Below are 16,267 nucleotides of genomic sequence, written 5' to 3'. Positions count from 1 at the left end.
GGATGAACAAGCCGCTGCTTCATGATCAGTTACGTAGTCTGATTCCGCTCAATGCGCTCTCGTCCTGTGGAGTCAAGGAGCTCCGCGACCAGCTAACGCCTCGCCCGCTGCTCGCCGGCGAGCTGTTGTTCGGTAACGATACAGAGGCTGGATCCAGCTATTTCCTTCTCGCTGGTGCCTTGTCCATGCAGGGCCCGGACGGCGAAGAGCGACGCATGGTTGCCGGTTCCCCGGAAAGCTGCCATGCGGTCAGCGTCGGCACTCGGTTGAGCAAGGTGTGGGCTCTGGAAGATTCCAGCGTGCTAGTGCTCGATAGCGCTCAGTTGAACCGCTTGCTGTCATGGCATCAGGCCAATGCCGATCTGCTGCTGGAACTGGCGACCGTCGGCGAGCTGACGGACTGGCTCGAGGAGTTGCTGGAAAAGCCACTGTTCGCCAAGGTGCCGCCGGAAAATGTGCGGGACATACTGAACAAAATCGAATCGATCGAGTTGCCCGCCGGCCATGTGCTGTTGCGTGAAGGCGAAATCGGTGATTGTTGTTACTTCCTCAAGAGTGGACGTGCGGAAGTCATGATCGGCTTCGGTAACGAAGGGCAGGTGGTGGCGGAACTGGACGTCGGCGCCTGCTTCGGCGAGGAGGCGCTGCTGACCGAGCGGCCGCGAAACGCCACCGTGACGCTTCTCGAGGATGCCTGTGTGCTGCGGCTGGCGCGCGAGGATTTCATTGCGCTGTTGAAGGCGCCGGTAGTTGCCGAGCTCGATCTTGCCGAGGCGAGCGGCTTGATAGCCAAAGGTGCGCAGTGGCTCGATGTCCGGTTGCTTGACGAATATCAGCACGGGCATGCGCCGCAGGCGTTGAACATGCCGCTGCACCTGCTACGCCTCAAGGTCCGCTTGCTGAAACAGGACCGGGTCTATCTGTGCTACTGCGATAGCGGCAAGCGCAGTGCCAGCGCGGTGTTTCTGCTGACCCAACTTGGCTTTACCGCCTATTCGTTGCGCGATGGCCTCGATGCGCTGTCCATGGATGGTTATGCCGCTTTGCTCTGTGAGCAGGGCAGCGGCTACTTGGCGCGCTCCGGCGGCCGCACCGAACGTAGCGGCTAGACCCGATACGCTTATAGCAGCGCTGCGAGCATCCAGCCTGCGATGCCACCGACCAGCACCACCAGCCAGGGCGGGAGCTTCCAGACCATCAACGCGACGAGGGCGATCATCGCCAGAGCGAAGTCATCGGCACCGAAGATCGCATTGGTCCAGACCGGGTCGTACAGGGCGGCCAACAGCAGGCCAACTACCGCAGCGTTGACCCCACCCAATGCCGCCTGCATATGCCGGCTGGCACGCAGCCGTTCCCAGAACGGCATGACGCCGAACACCAGTAGAAACGACGGGATGAATACAGCAACCAAGCACACTGCGGCGTTTGCCAGGTTGCCGTTGCCACCACTCATCGAGGCACCAAGAAATGCGGAAAACGTGAACAGTGGGCCTGGCACCGCCTGAGCCGCACCGTAGCCGGCTAGAAAGGTGTCATTGCTAACCCAGCCGTTGGGTACCACCTCGGCCTGGAGCAGCGGCAATACGACGTGACCGCCGCCGAACACCAGCGCACCGGCACGATAGAAGGTATCCAGCAATGCCAGCGACTGGCTTGCCGAGACGGCAACCAGCACGGGCAGCCCAATCAGCAATGCAAAGAACAGGATCAGGAAGAAGCTGGCTGTCGCTCGGCCGGTACGGGGCTGAAAAGGCATCGACGGCGAGCGCATGGATGGACGAAACAGGAGCAGCCCGATCATCCCTGCAATAACTATTATCCCGAGTTGTGCCCAGGCGTTGGGCACTACCAGTACGGCGCAGGCCGCAGCCAGCGCAATGGTGATCCGTGTTCCGTCGGTGCAGAGATTGCGCGCCATTCCCCATACGGCCTGCGCCACGACCGCTACCGCGACGATCTTCAGACCATGCAAGAGCTCATCTGGCAAGGCATCGCCCCAGCTAGCAATGCCCAGCGCGAAGAGCGCCAGAGCAATCGCCGACGGCAACGTAAAACCGGCCCAGGCGGCTAACGATCCGCTGTAACCACCGCGCAGCAGGCCAATGGCAATCCCGACCTGGCTGCTGGCCGGTCCGGGTAGAAACTGGCAGAGCGCGACCAGGTCGGCATAGCCCGGCTCATCCACCCAGCGGCGCCGATTGACGAACTCTTCGCGAAAATAGCCGAGGTGAGCGATCGGGCCGCCAAAAGAGGTCAAGCCCAAGCGCAGAAACACCAGAAAGATGCTCCAGGCGCTTGAATGCGGTAGGTGGTCTGAATGGGCTTGGGCTGAGGACATCTGTTCGCTGTTCACGTTGCAGAAATGTCAGCATTGCTGACGCGATGGAGTGTGAAGTATGTAAATGACAGTTTGACGGCGAAAGGCGCGCTTAGCCGATCAGGTCGGCCAGGCGTCAGGGACGAGAAACAATCGCTCCTGCTCAAGCCAGAAATCATCCATATCAGGCTCGATGCGGACCAGCAGCTTTGCTTGGCGCTGGCTGTCCGCGTCAGCGACCCAGCTGTCGAAATCCCCGGGTTGCCAGACTTCGCTGTCGGCCAATCGAGCTGGCGAAAGCCAAGCGCTGCGGGGCAGGGGCTGCCAGCGCGCGTCGCGGTTACCATCGGTAAAGCCTCGCCAGTCGCAATGCCGCACCCATTTCCCGTAAAGATGTGACGGGTCGGCGCCTGCGGGCGGCTCGCAGCCGGCTGGCCAAGACTGGAACAGATAGCCGCCGAGCCAGAGCGCGCTGTCGATTTCGCAGCAGGTTAGCTCACACAGCAGCGCGCGAGCATGAGGACTGGAGGAGAGCTGTAATTGATGCTCACAGAGGCGGCGCAATTTGATATCCAGCCGGTCATGGCTACCGGGGCCTAGCCAGTGGTCGTGTCGAGTACGGTCGCCATTATCCAGACCGAGGTAGAACTTCACCGCCAGTTCCAGGTGATGCACACCTTCGGTATCGCGCAGGACCAAATCCAGTTCACCCAGCGTGTGACCGCCTTGACGGATCGGTAGGTTGGCCACCAGCAGATCGATATCCGGTGCTTGGCAAAGCGCGAATTGCCAGAGGCTTTCGTAATACAGGCCCAGCCGGCGAATGCTGCGCTGCGCAAGCCAGGCCTGAAGCACGGTCGGCTGCGTATCGAGTAAGAGCAACCAGTCGGCGAGTTCGCCGGGTCGTTCGGTCCAGCGACTGGCCGCAAGCGGATGGCGTTGGGGCGATGGCGTATCTTTCAGCAGCGGCGGCGACAGCAACACCCAGGCAAGATCCCGCACCTGCGGGTGCAGCAACCGGGGCAATAACTCGGCAAGACAGGGGCGGTTCATGCACCAAGCATAGCCGGGATGGTTTGCTGCCACTTCGGGCTTTCGCTCATAATCGCGCAGCCGCACTGCAATGGGACTCGCACCAAGCGCGGTGTTGAACTCAAGCCTGCCCACGCGACACCAATCTAGTGCCTGTTACGCCCCGGCCGGCCAACGTCCCGTCGATTCCAGTCCGCCCGTTACCAGTCACGTCTATCAGGGAGCTTCAATGGACCAGTTCCGCAATATCGGCATCATCGGTCGCCTGGGCAGCTCCCAGGTGCTGGATACCATTCGCCGGCTGAAGAAATTCCTCGTAGAGCGTCATCTGCACGTCATTCTCGAAGAAAACATCGCCGAGGTGTTGCCCGGCCACGGCATGCAGACGTCTTCGCGGCAGCGATTGGGCGATTCGTGCGATCTGGTGATCGTCGTGGGCGGCGATGGCAGCCTGCTCGGTGCCGCACGGGCAATGGCCAAGCATCGTGTTCCGGTGCTGGGAATCAACCGCGGCAGCCTGGGCTTTCTCACCGATATTCGCCCTGACGAACTGGAAGAGAAAGTAGCTGAAGTGCTCAGTGGGCAGTACACGCTGGAGAACCGCTTCCTGCTCGAGGCCCAGGTCCGGCGCTTCGAGGAGTCCATCGGCGAGGGCGATGCGCTCAACGACGTTGTACTGCACCCCGGCAAGTCGACGCGGATGATCGAGTTCGAGTTGTATATCGACGGGCAGTTCGTCTGCAGTCAAAAGGCTGATGGTCTGATCATCGCGACACCGACTGGTTCTACTGCTTACTCGCTTTCAGCCGGAGGGCCGATCATGCATCCACGTCTCGATGCGATCGTCATCGTGCCGATGTATCCGCATACCTTGTCCAGCCGACCGATTGTGGTGGATGGCAACAGCGAGCTGAAAATCGTCGTCTCGCCAAACATGCAGATCTATCCGCAAGTGTCCTGCGACGGGCAGAACCACTTCACCTGTGCGCCCGGTGATACCGTCACGGTGCGCAAGAAGCCACAAAAACTGCACCTGATACACCCGCTGGATCACAACTATTACGAGGTCTGCCGCACCAAGCTGGGCTGGGGCAGTCGCCTCGGTGGAGGGGAATAGTGATGGTCGATCCGGAGCGCAGCTACGACCTCATTGGGGACGTGCATGGTTGCGCCCATACCCTGATGCGCCTGCTTGATCAGCTCGGCTATCGCCAGCATGGCGATGTGTGGCGGCATCCGCGGCGACAGGTGATTTTCCTCGGCGACATTATCGACCGCGGGCCACGCATCCGTGAGGCGTTGCATCTGGTGCATGCAATGGTCGAGGCGGAGCAGGCCTATTGCATCATGGGCAACCACGAGTTCAACGCACTGGGCTGGTATACCCCGGCACCACCGGAAAGCGGCAAGGCCTTCGTTCGCGAACACACGCCGCGCTATGAGATGTTGCTGCAGCAGACGTTCGAGCAGTTCGAGCGCTATTCGGACGAATGGCAAGCGTTCCGCGAGTGGTTCATGGAGCTGCCGTTGTTTCTTCAGAGCGAGCGCTTCCGCGTGGTTCACGCCTGCTGGGACAACGCTGTCATCGATCAGCTGCGCCAGCGTTTAAGCCACGGGTGTGTTGACCCTGAGTTCTTGCGTGATGCCGCTTTCAGCGACGGGTTTGCTGCAAAGGCATTGGACCGCCTGCTACGAGGCACCGACATGCCTTTGCCGGAAGGCCTTACGCTGACCAGCGCCGAGGGATTCACTCGCAGCGTCTTTCGTACCAAGTTCTGGGAAGAGAATCCCAGGACCTACGGCGATATCGTGTTCCAGCCTGACGGCCTGCCGGAAAGAGCGGCCCGCCTGCCACTCAGTGAAACTCAGAAGAGCCGCTTGTTTCTCTACGGTCCCGATAACCCGCTGCTGTTCGTCGGGCACTACTGGCGCAGCGGCACGCCTGCGCCCATCCGACCAAATCTGGCCTGCCTGGACTACAGCGCAGTCAAGTACGGCAAACTCGTCGCCTACCGGCTCGATCAGGAAACAAGACTCGACCCGGCGAAGTTCGTCTGGGTGAACGTGGAGCGATAGATGGCTGTTGTCGAGGCGTTGCGCCTGCCGTTGTCAGAAGATCTGAGTGGTTTCATTGCTTTGCTGCGACGCCTGCGGGTGCCTTGCCGGGTGTCCGAGGAGTCGGGCGAGCAGGTCTTGCGGGTGCCTGCGGAAACTGTCGAGCAGGTCCAAGAGCTTTATCAACGCTACCCTCAAGGTGACGGCGCTGTGGTTGCCGAGCAGCCGCCGCGCCGCGGCGACGGTTTCGTGGCGAGCTTGCGTCGAAGCCCGCTCACCGCTGCGGTGCTACTGCTGACGATGATCGCAGCCGCCATCACCATGCTTGGCGAGAATTTCGAGACCATCCGTTGGTTCAGCTTTACCGATTTCCGCATCGACGGCGAATATGCCTATTTCGCTACCCTCGGACAGACTCTTGACGCGGGAGAGTGGTGGCGGTTGGTGACGCCGATTTTCGTGCACTTCGGTTTCCTGCACCTGGCGATGAACTCCATGTGGTACTGGGAACTCGGACGACGCATTGAATGCCGTCAGGGTGCGCTGATGCTGCTCGGATTCACGCTGCTGTTCGGTGTCGTGTCCAACCTGTCGCAATATCTGTTTGGCGGGCCGGGTATCTTCGGTGGGTTGTCGGGCGTCTTGTACGGGCTGCTCGGCCACTGCTGGCTGTTCCAGAAACTGTCGCCGGACGAAGCCTATCGCCTGCCGCCCGGCGTGGTGGTGTTAATGCTGATCTGGCTGGTGATCTGCCTGACGGGCTTGATCGAGGTGGTGAGTTTCGGCGCATTGGCGATCGCCAATGCGGCCCATGTCGGTGGGTTGATTGCCGGCTGTCTAACTGGCGTTATTGGCGGGCTGCTGGCGCGCCGCAGGGCCGCGACCTAGCGCAGCTGAAGCTGATCGAGTTTTCCCTAAAGCGACGCCGCTCGGTAGAATGCGCGCTTGTTTCCCCGGGAGCCGGCCATGTCGTCCTTTATCGAAGCCATCGAAAACATCACCCCCGAAATCTATGAAAACCTGAAAACCGCCGTCGAACTGGGCAAGTGGAGCGACGGGCGCAAACTGACCCCCGAGCAGAAGGAAACCTGCCTCGGTGCGATGATCGCCTGGGAAATTCAGAACTTGCCTGAAGAAGAACGTACCGGCTACATGGGTGGCCAGGAATGCGCTTCCAAGAGCAAGAACAAGGCGCCGATCGATACCAGCCTGTTCGCACCTGTCTCAGGAACCCGTCACTGATGTTGGAGCTGGGACGCGGCGCTCTGAGCAAGATGTCGGTTCAGTTGGGCGCGCTGGCGCAATATTCCTTCCGCCTGAATGACGACCTGGTGCCGGTCAATCCGCTGATCGGCAAGACTCTGCGATTGGAGTACCTCGGCGCCATCAATTGCACTCACTGCGGGCGCAAAACCAATAAGAGTTTCAGCCAGGGCTATTGTTATCCCTGCTTCAAGAAACTGCCGCAGTGCGACGTCTGCATCATGAGCCCAGAAAAATGCCACCACGATTTCGGTACCTGCCGCGATCCGCAGTGGGGCATGGATTTTTGCATGACCGACCACGTGGTCTATCTGGCCAACTCGTCGGGCATCAAGGTGGGCATCACCCGCGCCACGCAATTGCCGACGCGCTGGCTCGACCAAGGTGCCAGCCAGGCGCTGCCGATCATGCGCGTCGCTACCCGCCAGCAGTCGGGCATGGTCGAGGATCTGCTGCGCAGCCAGGTGGCTGACCGCACCAACTGGCGCGCGCTGCTCAAGGGCGACGCCGAGCCCATCAACCTGATCGAAACGCGCGAGAAGATCTTCGACGCCTGCGCCGAAGGCCTGCGAGGCCTGCAGCAGCGTTATGGGCTGCAAGCGATTCAACCGGTTGCAAATGCCGAGGTGTTGGAGATTCGCTACCCCGTCGAGGCCTATCCGACCAAGATCGTCAGTCTAGACTTGGAAAAGACCCCTGTCGTAGAAGGCACCCTGCGCGGCATCAAGGGTCAATATCTGATCCTCGATACAGGCGTTATCAACATTCGCAAATTCACGGCTTATCAGGTCGCGGCCAGCTCCGCGGCATAAATAAACAGTGCGTAGGGTGGATCACGCTTCATCGATCCACCGGGTGGCGATCCACGGGGTGGCCATCGAATGGGCACGAGGAACAATCAGGCTCCACCGAACGAACACATTGGTGGATGTAAAAAGCGACATCCACCCTACGAGACAGTCAATTTCAACGCCGACGTCAACGGCTGCCACCGAACCACTTGCAGCTTGAGCTTGCCGCTTAAAGCTGCCTCGAAGAGGCCTACCAGATGCGCACCGAACAACCGAAAGTCATTCATCTCAAGGATTATCAGGCGCCCGAGTACCTGATCGATGAAACACACCTGACCTTCGAACTGTACGAAGACCGCACCCTGGTGCATGCGCAACTGGTGATGCGGCGCAATCCTGAGGCGGGTGCCGGCTTGCCGCCGCTGCAGCTGCACGGCCAGGATCTCGAGCTGATGTCCCTGTCGCTGAACGATCGCCAGTTGGGCCTCGGTGATTACGAGATCGCCGAGGAAAGCCTGACCCTGCAGCCCGATAGCGCCGCCTTCACTCTCGACAGCACCGTCGTAATTCACCCGGAAAGCAACACCGCGCTGGAAGGCCTCTACAAATCCGGCAGCATGTTCTGCACCCAGTGCGAGGCCGAGGGCTTCCGCAAGATCACCTATTACCTCGACCGCCCAGACGTGATGAGCAAGTTCACCACCACCGTCAGCGCCGAGAAACAGGCCTATCCGATCCTGCTGTCCAACGGTAACCCGCTTGCCAGCGGTGACGAGGAAGATGGTCGTCATTGGGCGACCTGGGAAGATCCATTCAAGAAGCCGGCCTATCTGTTCGCGTTGGTGGCTGGTGACCTTTGGTGCGTCGAGGACAGCTTCACCACCATGAGCGGCCGTGACGTGGCGCTGCGCATCTACGTCGAGCCGGAGAACATCGACAAATGCCAGCACGCCATGGACAGCCTGAAGAAATCGATGAAGTGGGACGAAGAGGCCTACGGTCGCGAGTACGATCTGGACATCTTCATGATCGTCGCGGTCAACGACTTCAACATGGGTGCCATGGAAAACAAGGGCCTCAATATTTTCAACTCCAGCGCCGTGCTGGCGCGTGCGGAAACCGCCACCGATGCCGCCCACCAACGTGTCGAAGCGATCGTCGCCCACGAATACTTCCATAACTGGTCCGGCAACCGCGTGACCTGCCGCGACTGGTTCCAGCTGTCGCTCAAGGAGGGCTTCACCGTCTTCCGCGATTCGCAGTTCAGCGCCGATATGAACTCGCCGACCGTCAAGCGCGTCGAGGACGTGTCCTACCTGCGCACTCACCAGTTCGCCGAAGACGCCGGCCCCATGGCGCACTCGGTGCGCCCGGAATCCTTCATTGAGATCTCCAACTTCTACACATTGACCGTGTACGAGAAGGGCGCTGAAGTGGTGCGCATGATCCAGACGCTGCTGGGCGAGGAGGGCTTCCGCAAGGGCAGCGACCTCTACTTCGAACGGCATGACGGCCAGGCCGTGACCGTCGATGACTTCGTCAAAGCCATGGAAGACGCCAACGGCGCTGACCTGACCCAGTTCAAGCGCTGGTACAGCCAGGCCGGTACGCCGCGCCTCGCCGTTAGTGAGCAATACGATGCAGCGACCAAGACCTACAGCCTGACGTTCCGCCAGAGCTGCCCGCCGACGCCGGGGCAAAGCGAAAAACAGCCGTTCGTGATTCCGGTTTCGCTGGGCCTGCTGGATGGCCAGGGCAACGAGATCGCTCTGCGCCTGCAAGGCGAAGACACCGCCGTCGGCACCACTCGCGTGCTGGCAGTCGATCAGGCCGAGCAGACTTTCACCTTCATCGACGTTCCCAAGCAACCGTTGCCCTCGTTGCTGCGCGGTTTCTCGGCACCGGTAAAGCTTGAGTTTCCGTATAGCCGCGATCAGCTGATGTTTTTGATGCAGCACGACTCCGACGGTTTCAACCGCTGGGAGGCCGGTCAGCAGCTGTCGGTTCAGGTGCTGCAGGAGATGATCGGGCAACATCAGCGTGGCGAAGCGCTGCAGCTGGATCAGCGCCTGGTCGCGGCGCTGCGCAGCCTGCTGGAGGACGAGAGTCTCGATCCGGCGATGGTCGCCGAAATGCTCTCGCTGCCGAGTGAGGCCTACCTCACCGAAATCAGCGAAGTGGCGGATGTCGACGCCATTCACGCGGCGCGCGACTTTGCTCGCCAGGGTATCGCCACAGCGTTGTTCGATCTGTTCTGGAAGCGCTACCAGGCCAACCGCGAGCTGTCCCGGCAGACGCCTTATATTGCCGAAGCCAGCCACTTCGCCCGTCGTGCTCTACAGAACATCGCCTTGTCGTATCTGATGCTCAGCGGCAAGCCCGAAGTGGTTGCCGCCTGCGTCGAGCAGTTCGAGCAGGCCGACAACATGACCGAGCGCCTGACTGCGCTGGCCGTGCTAGTCAACTCAGGCTTCGCAGCCGAGCGTGACAAGGCGCTCGAAGCCTTTGCCGAAAACTTCAAGGACAACCCGCTGGTGATGGATCAGTGGTTCAGCGTGCAGGCGGGCAACACCCAGCCGGGTGGCCTGGAACGTGTTCAGCACCTGATGCAGCATCCGGCGTTCACGCTGAAGAACCCGAACAAGGTCCGTGCGTTGATCGGCGCCTTCGCCAATCAGAACCTGGTCAACTTCCATCGGGCCGATGGCGCCGGCTACCACTTCCTGGCCGATCAGGTCATCGTGCTGAACACACTCAACCCCCAGATCGCCTCGCGCCTGCTGGCGCCGCTGACTCGCTGGCGCAAGTACGACGCGAGCCGCCAAGGGTTGATGAGGACCGAACTAGAGCGGATTCTGGCCTCGGGCGAGCTGTCCAGCGACGTCTACGAGGTGGTCAGCAAGAGCCTGGCCTGACGGTTTCAAACCGTCACCCGGATGGCCGGTTGGCATCGACGATTCCCGCGCTCCGGTGCGGGAATTTTGTTTTCGATACGGCAAAAACGCCACATCCTTCGCCGCTCCGCGCAGCGAAACGAGTAGCTCTGAAGCCCGCGTGCCATCAGGCCAGCTAATTACGCAACATCACTCATCGCGGTTTAACAAAACATAACGTCCGGGCAATTGCCGCCGCTTTCGAAAGCCCGATAGCATGGCCTGGCCTGGTAGTCATACACAGGCCTTACCTAATAAAAATAAAGGGGGTATGTATGAGTGAGCCCGTCATGTGGCGCACCCAGATCGGCCGTGCGAAAACGCTCCGCAAGCCGATCTTCCGCAGTCATTCGCCGCTGGCAAGAACGCTCTCGCTCTGCAGTGTTCTCACCATTCTGTTTTTTGTCACCGCTCCGGCTCACGCACAAAGCGCAGCTGGGCCAGGCACCCGCTATGCGATCGAATCGCAGAAAGCCGCATCCACGCTTCTGCTCGATATCGCCCAGGCCGGTAAGCGTCTGGTCGCGGCGGGGGATCGTGGGCATATCCTCTTTTCCGATGACGGCGGCGCAACTTGGACGCAAGCCAAGGTTCCGACCCGCCAGCTGCTTACTGCGATCTATTTTGCCGACGACAAGCATGGTTGGGCGGTCGGTCACGATGCGCTGATCCTGGCTACTTCAGATGCTGGCGAGACTTGGGTTCGCCAGTACGAGGATCGCGAAGGCGAGGTACCGTTGCTCGACGTCTGGTTCGAGAGTCCGCAGCACGGTATTGCCGTCGGGGCTTACGGGGTTTTGCTGGAAACCACCGATGGCGGCCGAAACTGGGAGAGCATCGTTGATCGTCTCGATAATGAAGACGGTTACCACCTCAACGCCATCGCCGAGATAAAGGGTTCCGGTCTGTTTATCGTCGGTGAGCTGGGGGGCATGTTTCGCTCTTCGGACATGGGGCAGACATGGGAACGCGTCGAATCACCCTATGAAGGCTCGCTTTTTGGCGTGCTGGGTGGCGAGCAACCGGGGCTGGTAATTGCTTATGGATTGCGTGGCCATCTGTTTCGCTCGACCGATTTTGGCGACAACTGGCAACAGATCGAGCTGAAGGACGGCAACCGGTCGGTACGTTCCGGCCTGTCGGGTGGCAGTCTGCTGTCTGACGGCACCATGGTCATCGTAGGGCACGGCGGGGCAGTGCTGACCAGCAAAGATCAAGGACGAAGTTTCTCGGTCGTCCATCGCTCGGACCGGCGTTCTCTCGCTGGTGCGATTTCCAACGAACAAGGTGAGCTGGTTCTGGTCGGGCAGGGTGGTGCGCATATCGCACTTCCGTCCGGTGAAGAGCCAAGCCAAAAATAATAGTCGGGGGAAATAGCGATGAGTAAACATCATCAAGACAAGGCCACGTTCCTGGAACGGCTGATATTCAACAACAGGCCAGTCGTCATCCTGCTGTGCCTGCTGGTCAGCATCTTTCTTTTTTATCAGGCTTCTCAGGTTCGTCCGTCGACCAGTTTCGAGAAAATGATCCCGCTCAGTCATCCCTATATCCAGAAGATGATCGAGTTCAGGAATGACTTGGCCAACCTCGGCAATACCGTGCGGATATCGGTGGAGGCCAAGGAAGGCAATATTTTCACCAAGGAATACATGGAAACGCTGCGGCAGATCCATGACGAGGCTTTCTACATCCCAGGTGTCGATCGATCCGGGATGAAATCCTTGTGGAGTCCCAGTGTGCGCTGGACTGAAGTGACCGAAGAGGGCTTCGACGGCGGTGAGGTCATTCCTCAGACCTATGACGGTTCCGAGGGCAGCCTGAACGAATTGCGCAACAACGTATTGAAGTCCGGACAAGTCGGCCGTCTGGTCGCCAACAATTTCAAATCCTCGATCATCGATATTCCGTTGCAGGAGTCCTATTCGGATCCGAACGACCAAAGCAAGCTGATTAGCCTGGATTACCAGAAATTTTCCCACGAGCTGGAAGAAAAGATCCGCGACAAGTACGAACTGCAGAACCCCAATGTCGAGATCCATATTGTCGGTTTCGCCAAGAAGGTTGGTGATCTGATCGATGGATTGCTGATGGTGGTGGTGTTCTTCGCCATCGCTTTTCTGATCACACTTGTACTGCTGTACTGGTTCACGCGGTGTATTCGCAGCACTATTTCGGTATTGGTGACCACTCTTATTGCGGTGGGCTGGCAGCTGGGTCTGATGAATCTGGCCGGCTTCGGCCTGGATCCGTATTCGATGCTGGTGCCGTTCCTGATCTTCGCCATCGGTATTTCCCATGGCGTGCAGAAGATCAACGGTATCGCCTTGCAATCGGGTGAGGCGGACAACGCACTGATCGCTGCACGGCGGACGTTCCGTCAATTGTTCCTGCCGGGAATGATTGCGATCCTTGCCGATGCCGTCGGCTTCATCACGTTGCTAATTATCGATATCGGGGTGATCCGCGAGCTGGCCATTGGCGCGTCCATCGGCGTCGCGGTGATTGTATTTACCAACCTGATCCTGTTGCCGGTAGCGATCTCTTATCTCGGGATCAGCAAGAAAGCCGTCGAGCGCAGCAAGAAAGACGCCCGCACGGAGCATCCGTTCTGGCGAGCGCTGTCGAATTTTGCCCATCCCAAGGTGGCGCCGATTTCAGTGGTGCTGGCGCTGGTGGTTGCGGTTGGCGGCTTCTGGTACCAAAAGCAGAACCTTCAGGTAGGCGACCTGGATCAGGGTGCACCCGAACTGCGTCCGGATTCTCGCTACAACCAGGACAACGATTTTGTCATCAATAACTACTCGACCAGTTCGGACGTACTGGTGGTGATGGTCAAGACCGCTCCTGAGGGCTGTTCCCACTACGACACGCTCGCTGCGATGGACGAGCTGACCTGGAAAATGGAAAACACACCGGGCGTGCAGTCGGCGGTGTCGATGGTCACTGTCGCTCGTCAGGGCATCAAGGGTATGAACGAGGGCAGCCTGAAATGGGAAACCCTGTCGCGTAACCAGCATGTCTTGAATAACTCGATCTCGCGTGCCGAGGGGCTGTACAACTCCGATTGTTCGGTGGCACCGGTCATGGTCTTCCTCAACGACCACAAGGCCGAAACACTCAAGCGGGTTGTTGCCGCGGTCGAAGTCTTCGCCGAGGAAAACAATCGTGAAGGGCTGGAGTTCCTGCTTGCTGCGGGGAACGCTGGGATCGAGGCAGCGACGAATGAGGTAATCGCCAAGTCCGAGCTGACCATTCTCACCTTGGTTTATATCTGCGTGGCGGGTATGTGTCTGATTACCTTCCGCTCGATACCCGCCACCATTTGCATCGTCCTGCCGCTGATCCTGACGTCGATCCTCGGCAACGCGTTGATGGCATTCCTGGGCATCGGTATGAAGGTGGCAACGTTGCCGGTGATTGCGCTGGGCGTAGGTATCGGTGTGGATTACGGCATCTATATCTATAGCCGTCTGGAAAGCTTCCTGCGCGCGGGACTGCCCCTGCAGGAAGCTTATTACGAAACGCTGAAATCGACCGGTAAAGCGGTGCTGTTCACCGGTCTGTGCCTGGCCATCGGTGTGGCGACCTGGATGTTCTCGGCGATCAAATTCCAAGCGGATATGGGCTTGATGCTGACCTTCATGTTCATCGTCAACATGTTCGGCGCGTTGTGGCTGTTGCCGGCTCTGGCGCGTTTCCTGATCAAGCCGGAGAAGCTGGCGGGTAAGGTTGGGGGGTCGTTGCTAGCGCACTGATATCGGCGTTGCTTGGGCGCTTGAAGCTCGCATCGCAAGATGCGGGCTTTTTTTATTCTTCATGGGTATCAGGAGCATAGTTTGAGACTGAACTGACTATTGAGGTGTTAATGTCGTTTGGCGGGATCTTGAGTTCAATGTCAAACCGCTTGCGGCGTGTGCTAGCACTTCTGATGTATGGATTATTTTTTTTTGCACGAGCTATCAGGCGACGCGAAACGCCCTTCAGGAGGGTGAGCAGAATCGTTGCGCAGAGGGACGAGCCGCAGGGACGCGGCGAGAGCCGTAAAGGGCCATGGATGGCCCTTGTACGGCGACCCTCGGAGCGGCGATGGAGCGAACGAACCCTTCGCGCAGCGCAGGGCCGTATGTCGGGGCAAGCTTTTTTGGTTACTTTTTCAGCGATTGGAAAAAGTGACTCGCCCAGCAGGGCGAAACCACGCAATCAGGCCACTCGATGATCGGCTTGGAACAAAACTTTCAACTAGCAGAAACACCCAGAATTACCAGTCCAGTATCAACCCCAGTGCTTTAGCAAAAATTACCCACCTTTCTCTTTCGCACAGGCGAGAGAGCGCCAGGGTGACGCAAAAAAGCCCCGACTAGTCGGGGCGCTTTTTATCTGCTGAGCAGCGCGCGTCAGAGCACCGCCAATCCTGCCTGCTGCACCAGTTCCAACAACGGCTGCGGATAAACCCCCAGGAAGAACGCCAACACCGCAATCGCCAGCAACATAACACCTCCCGCACGCTGTCCCCAATTGATCGGAGCGTCGTGGCGGCGAATGCCCGGCTCGACCAGATACAGCGTCACCATCACCCGCAGATAATAGAACAGGCCCACGGCACTGCCGATGATCAGCGCGCCCAGCAACCACCACAGCTCGGATTCGACACCGGATGCGATCACGTAGAACTTGCCGATGAAGCCTGCCGTCAGCGGGATACCGGCCAGCGACAGCATCATCACGGTGAGCACGGCGGTGAGGTAAGGGCGGCGCCAGAACAGCCCGCGGTACTCATAGAGCGCATCGGCATCACGCCCCTGGAAGGGACTCGACATCAAAGTGATTACGCCGAATGCGCCCAGCGTGGTCAGCACATAGGACACCAGGTACACACCGATGGCTTCCACCGCCAGGCCCTTGCTGGCGATCAGAGCGACCAGCAGGTAGCCGAAATGGGCGATGGACGAATAACCCAGCAGGCGCTTGAGATTGCTCTGGTTCAGCGCCAGCAGGTTGCCGATCAGGATCGAGGCGATAGCGATCAGGCTCAGCGCATCGTTCAGCCAGCCGCCGCTGGTGGCCGGCGACAGCTGATACAGGCGCAGCAGCACCGCGAACACCGCCACCTTGCTGACGGTGGCGAGGAAGGTGGCCACTGGAGCCGGTGCGCCCTCGTAGACGTCCGGCGTCCACAGGTGGAAGGGGGCCAGCGAAAGCTTGAAGCCGAGACCGATCAGCATCATGCCGATGCCGGCCTGCACCAATACGGACGAACCTTGCGCCGCTAGACTGGCGCCGAGACCGGCGAAGCTGAGGCTTCCCGATTCGGCATAAAGCAGCGCCATGCCGAACAGCAGGAAGGCGCTGGCGGCGGCGGAAAGCACCATGTACTTGATGCCGGCTTCCAGCGAGCGCTTGTTGAAGAAAGCGTAGGCAACCAGCCCGTAAACCGGCACCGAGAGCAGTTCCAGACCAATGAAGAAGCTGGCTAAGTGTTGCGCACTGACCAGCACCAACCCGCCTGCTGCCGACAGCGCCATCAGCAGGTAGAGCTCCTCGCGATTGCCCGGGAAGCCGTCGGAGCCGGCTTTCTCGCCCAAGTAAGCGTGGGCCAGGGTCACGCAAGCCAGTGTCGCCACCAGCACCACGGCGCTATAGAAGTGAGCGAAGGGGTCCAGTCGCAGCAGCGGCGTTACATCCAGTGCGCCGATCTGCAGTGCCGGCACTATCGACAACAGGGCGAGCGTGAGGCCCACCGAAGTGACGATGAAACTGAACCCGTGGTTGCGCCGCCAGGCGATGGCCAGCATCACCGCGATGGCGGTGGCGCCGGTGATCAGCAAGGGCAGCAGGGCGATGAAGTGTTGCTGTGTGAATTCCATAGCGAG

The 16,267-nt window shown here is 59.6% G+C and carries 12 protein-coding genes; 9 read left to right on the top strand and 3 right to left on the bottom strand.

Features of this window, described 5'->3' with window-relative positions; translation table 11 throughout:
• Positions 1 to 2 precede the first annotated feature (2 nt).
• Positions 3 to 1,109, top strand: a complete 1,107-nt coding sequence (locus tag NAV33_RS16280) for a cyclic nucleotide-binding domain-containing protein (RefSeq protein ID WP_255981902.1) — start codon at positions 3 to 5, stop codon at positions 1,107 to 1,109.
• Positions 1,110 to 1,120: 11 nt separating this feature from the next.
• Here NAV33_RS16280 and chrA read toward each other — a convergent pair whose 3' ends face one another.
• Both chrA and NAV33_RS16270 read right to left on the bottom strand, forming a co-directional pair.
• Positions 1,121 to 2,341 (bottom strand): chromate efflux transporter, encoded by a 1,221-nt coding sequence (chrA, locus tag NAV33_RS16275; RefSeq protein WP_255981900.1) that lies wholly within the window; start codon positions 2,339 to 2,341, stop codon positions 1,121 to 1,123.
• A 99-nt stretch (positions 2,342 to 2,440) separates the two neighbouring features.
• Complete coding sequence (locus NAV33_RS16270; protein WP_255981898.1) at positions 2,441 to 3,373, bottom strand: DUF1853 family protein; 933 nt, start codon at positions 3,371 to 3,373, stop codon at positions 2,441 to 2,443.
• A 208-nt stretch (positions 3,374 to 3,581) separates the two neighbouring features.
• Between NAV33_RS16270 and NAV33_RS16265 the strand changes: the two genes are divergently transcribed.
• The 8 genes from NAV33_RS16265 to NAV33_RS16230 all read left to right on the top strand — a co-directional run bounded on the left by NAV33_RS16265 (position 3,582) and on the right by NAV33_RS16230 (position 14,152).
• Positions 3,582 to 4,469, top strand: coding sequence for an NAD(+) kinase (locus NAV33_RS16265; RefSeq protein WP_255981896.1), 888 nt, complete (start codon positions 3,582 to 3,584; stop codon positions 4,467 to 4,469).
• Positions 4,469 to 5,428 carry a metallophosphoesterase gene (locus NAV33_RS16260; protein WP_255981894.1) on the top strand — a complete coding sequence of 320 codons (960 nt, stop codon included), beginning with the start codon at positions 4,469 to 4,471 and terminating at the stop codon, positions 5,426 to 5,428. Before NAV33_RS16265 ends, NAV33_RS16260 begins: the two co-directional genes overlap by 1 nt.
• A complete protein-coding gene (locus NAV33_RS16255) occupies positions 5,429 to 6,295 on the top strand; it encodes a rhomboid family intramembrane serine protease (protein ID WP_255981892.1) in 867 nt (288 codons plus the stop codon).
• Between the two features lie 78 nt (positions 6,296 to 6,373).
• Entirely contained in the window at positions 6,374 to 6,649 is a 276-nt protein-coding gene (locus NAV33_RS16250) for a YeaC family protein (RefSeq protein ID WP_255981890.1), read from the top strand.
• Positions 6,649 to 7,482, top strand: a complete 834-nt coding sequence (locus NAV33_RS16245) for a DUF2797 domain-containing protein (RefSeq protein WP_255981888.1) — start codon at positions 6,649 to 6,651, stop codon at positions 7,480 to 7,482. The genes NAV33_RS16250 and NAV33_RS16245 overlap by 1 nt, the downstream gene beginning before the upstream one ends.
• Before the next feature lie 236 nt (positions 7,483 to 7,718).
• Positions 7,719 to 10,376 carry an aminopeptidase N gene (gene pepN / locus NAV33_RS16240; protein ID WP_255981886.1) on the top strand — a complete coding sequence of 886 codons (2,658 nt, stop codon included), beginning with the start codon at positions 7,719 to 7,721 and terminating at the stop codon, positions 10,374 to 10,376.
• Positions 10,377 to 10,669: 293 nt separating this feature from the next.
• Positions 10,670 to 11,755, top strand: a complete 1,086-nt coding sequence (locus NAV33_RS16235) for a WD40/YVTN/BNR-like repeat-containing protein (protein WP_255981884.1) — start codon at positions 10,670 to 10,672, stop codon at positions 11,753 to 11,755.
• Positions 11,756 to 11,773: 18 nt separating this feature from the next.
• Positions 11,774 to 14,152 (top strand): efflux RND transporter permease subunit, encoded by a 2,379-nt coding sequence (locus tag NAV33_RS16230; RefSeq protein WP_255981882.1) that lies wholly within the window; start codon positions 11,774 to 11,776, stop codon positions 14,150 to 14,152.
• Positions 14,153 to 14,791: 639 nt separating this feature from the next.
• Here NAV33_RS16230 and nuoN read toward each other — a convergent pair.
• Entirely contained in the window at positions 14,792 to 16,261 is a 1,470-nt protein-coding gene (gene nuoN, locus NAV33_RS16225; protein WP_255981880.1) for an NADH-quinone oxidoreductase subunit NuoN, read from the bottom strand.
• Positions 16,262 to 16,267: the final 6 nt, after the last annotated feature.

It is taken from the genome of Stutzerimonas stutzeri, assembly GCF_024448715.1.
In the GTDB taxonomy this organism is placed as follows: domain Bacteria; phylum Pseudomonadota; class Gammaproteobacteria; order Pseudomonadales; family Pseudomonadaceae; genus Stutzerimonas; species Stutzerimonas stutzeri_AR.
Note: the sequence above shows the minus strand (reverse complement) of the source record. Positions and strands in the feature narration are given on the sequence as shown.

Coding starts and splice junctions, on each gene's coding strand:
- NAV33_RS16235 (WP_255981884.1), top strand. CDS start 10,670: ATGAGTGAGCCCGTCATGTGGCGCACCCAGATCGGCCGTGCGAAAACG.
- NAV33_RS16245 (WP_255981888.1), top strand. CDS start 6,649: ATGTTGGAGCTGGGACGCGGCGCTCTGAGCAAGATGTCGGTTCAGTTG.
- NAV33_RS16265 (WP_255981896.1), top strand. CDS start 3,582: ATGGACCAGTTCCGCAATATCGGCATCATCGGTCGCCTGGGCAGCTCC.
- nuoN (WP_255981880.1), bottom strand. CDS start 16,261: ATGGAATTCACACAGCAACACTTCATCGCCCTGCTGCCCTTGCTGATC.
- chrA (WP_255981900.1), bottom strand. CDS start 2,341: ATGTCCTCAGCCCAAGCCCATTCAGACCACCTACCGCATTCAAGCGCC.
- pepN (WP_255981886.1), top strand. CDS start 7,719: ATGCGCACCGAACAACCGAAAGTCATTCATCTCAAGGATTATCAGGCG.
- NAV33_RS16280 (WP_255981902.1), top strand. CDS start 3: ATGAACAAGCCGCTGCTTCATGATCAGTTACGTAGTCTGATTCCGCTC.
- NAV33_RS16250 (WP_255981890.1), top strand. CDS start 6,374: ATGTCGTCCTTTATCGAAGCCATCGAAAACATCACCCCCGAAATCTAT.
- NAV33_RS16230 (WP_255981882.1), top strand. CDS start 11,774: ATGAGTAAACATCATCAAGACAAGGCCACGTTCCTGGAACGGCTGATA.
- NAV33_RS16255 (WP_255981892.1), top strand. CDS start 5,429: ATGGCTGTTGTCGAGGCGTTGCGCCTGCCGTTGTCAGAAGATCTGAGT.
- NAV33_RS16270 (WP_255981898.1), bottom strand. CDS start 3,373: ATGAACCGCCCCTGTCTTGCCGAGTTATTGCCCCGGTTGCTGCACCCG.